The sequence below is a fragment of the Natrinema soli genome (genome assembly GCF_028618695.1).
The window spans coordinates 1-2,817 of record NZ_JAQIVI010000701.1; the positions used below are offsets into that span (position 1 = coordinate 1).

The 2,817-nt window shown below is 65.9% G+C and carries 2 protein-coding genes; both read right to left on the reverse strand.

Annotated features, from left to right (window positions below; genetic code table 11):
* The coding region (mre11, locus tag PGX04_RS30430; protein WP_273741901.1) for a DNA double-strand break repair protein Mre11 at nucleotides 1-1,248 on the reverse strand (1,248 nt) is incomplete at its 3' end.
* 851 nt (nucleotides 1,249-2,099) lie between these two features.
* Nucleotides 2,100-2,817 (reverse strand): nitrilase-related carbon-nitrogen hydrolase (locus PGX04_RS30435; protein ID WP_273741902.1); only part of this gene is annotated, 718 nt, incomplete at its 5' end.

Consider the following 2,817-nt stretch of genomic DNA (forward strand, 5'->3'; position numbering starts at 1 on the left):
TTCGGCCGCCTCGGTCGCTTCGACCGCCTCGGCATCGACCGAGTCGGCCGCCGAATCGCTCTCGTCGACGAGCTGATCGGCGACCGTCGTCACGTCCTCGTCGCCCGGTTCGCGCTCCGGCGCCGGTTCGAACGCCGACTCGTCGTCTTCGAGCAACTCGCGAACCCGTCGTTCGACGGACTCGCGGACGTTCGAGTCGGCGAGATCACCGTTTCGGACGCTCTCGTCGATCTCGAGGGCGGCGTTGCTGAGCCCCATCTCGCGCACCCGCTCGCGAACGGCCTCGTCCGGGTTGGCGAAGCTTACCGAGACCTCGTCGTCCTCGTCGGGGAGCTCCCGTCGGTCGTTCACGCGGGCGACGAGCGCTCCGCGATCGATCGCGAGTTCCTCGATGGCCGCCGGGGCGATCGGTCGGCCCTCGCCCTCGACGGTGACGATGACGACCGCGTCCGCGAGGTCGTGCTGGCGGACGCGTTCCTGCACGCGGTCGATTCCCTCCCCCGCCTCGAGTTCGACGTCGACGAAGACGAACTCGCGGGTCGACGCGAGGCCGCGGCGGCTGATCGCGACGGTCCCGTCAGTCTCGAAGTTGACGATGTTGTAGCCCCGATCTTCGCGCTCGCTGGCGCTGGCGCGCTCGGTCGAGCCGCAGTAGGTGACCCAGGAGTTCAGGACCTCCGCGGTGTCCGGTTTGTGGTTGTCCCCCAGCAGGACGGCGTCGAAGTCGACCGTCGACTCCTCGAGGACGGTTTCGGTGTCCCAGTCGGCGTGCGCGAAGGGTTCGAAGAGACCGTGGCCCACCAGGCTCGCGTGGTCCGCTTCGTCCGGCAGCGAGTCGAAGTCATAGGTGAGGTCCTCCCGGCGCGAGCGGGGGACGAAGTCGAGTCCGTAGACGGCGACGTCGTCGACGACGACCGGCTCGGCACCGAGTCGGGTCGCCAGTCCGAGATCCGCGAAGAGATCGAGCCACTGGGCGTCGCGTTTCGACTCGTGGTTGCCTACAACCGCGAGAAAGGGGATGTCGGCGTCGGCGAGCGTCCGGAGGATTTCGACGGTTCCCTGCAGGTCGACCAGCGACGGCCGGCGGTCGTGAAAGAGGTCGCCGGCGTGGATCACCGCGTCGACGTCGTCGTCGACCGCGTCCTCGACGACGGTCCGAAAGGCCTCGAGGAAGTCCTGTCGTCGGTCGGGCGAATTGTACTGCTGATACCCGATATGGGTATCGCCCGTATGGATAACCCGCGTCATTGGCCAGTCGTTGGCGAGCCGACCCTAAAGGGGTTCCGTGACCGAAGTGAAAGTGGAGTCGATACGTCACGCGAAACGGAAGGAAGCATTCGTCTCACGCCGTACTGAGGATTTCGGCGCGCCGTACTGACGAACCGCCGTTGCGGTGGCGCGTGCTGTCGGCGAGGCGGGACTCGTGCGAGACATCCGTTCTCGCGAACCATCTGAACGATGCGCGGTTCGGAGATGCGCGGTTCGGAGCGAACACAGTGAGCGAGAACCGCGGGAATGCGAACGGTGAGCGGAGCGAGCCGTGAGCGACCGTCGGGAGCGAGACCCGCGAGATGAACGAGGAACGAAGTGACCCGTGAGTAGAACTCGGCTGAGGAGGGCGTGGCGATTCCCTGGTACCACGAGAGCAGGACGCGTTGTCTCACCCAATCCCCATCAGAGCCCACTGCTCCATTCACAGATGGGGTGAGTGGTCGCTTCAAATGGTCGGACAACAGTCCCTCTCCGTAAACTGTACGCTGTATTCAGGTTCTGCTGACGGAGTCACGTCGATGAACTGACTCTTCCTCGAGCGAACGGACACGGAACTGAGATGAAAGGTGGGGAGGCGAAAGGTGGGACGAGGCGGATGCGGACGTGGTCGCTCGGTTCCCGCGGGAAACCGAGCGTGCGACGGGCCGGAGCGACGCGCTATGCCGGGTAGACGTGAAAAGCGCCTGTGCCGGCATCCAAATGAATGACCTGGTAAAATAAAAAGTCAGCGGTCGGTGTCCGTGATGTCGAAGCGGTCACAACTGCGAGTCCTCCGGCGGTCACAACTGCTGATCACGCAGCAGTCACAGCTGCCGAGTACACAGCAATCACAGCCGCCGATCCCGTAGCGCCGGGAACTCCGCGCGGACCGCACCGACCGTTTCGGGGTCGATCTCCGTGATGACCAGCGCCGGCTCGTCGCCGCTCGAGGCCAGCGAGACGCCCCAGGGATCGTAGACGCTCGAGCGGCCTAACAGCGTGGCGTCGTCGAACTCGCCGGCGCCGTTGATCGTCGCGACGTAGGCCTGATTCTCGATCGCGCGGGCCCGCGAGAGGGTCTTCCAGTGTTCGATACGAGGGTAGGGCCACGCGCTCGGGACGAGCACCACTTCGACGCCGTCGTCGACCAGTCGCCGGTAGAGTTCCGGGAACCGCAGATCGTAGCAGGTCGTCACGCCGACGGTGAAGTCGCCGATCGTCGCCGTCTCGAGGCGTTCGCCGGGGACGAGCAGTTCGGACTCCGCGGATTCGTAGCCGAAGAGGTGGTGCTTTCGGTAGACGAGTTGTCGGTCGCCGTCGGCGTCGAACAGCGCGGCGGTGTTCGCCAGTCCCTCGTCGGCCGGCGTGTCGACGCTGTCGGTCGCCGACAGATCCTCGACGATGCTGCCCGCGAGGACGGCGATGTCGTGGTCGGCGGCCGCCTCTCGAAGCCGGGTGAACGTCTCGCCCGCGAACGGTTCGGCGGTGCGCGCGTAAAGGTCGAACGCGAAGTAGCCCACGGTGAACAGTTCCGGCAGGGCGACCAGGTCCGCGCCGCGATCGGCG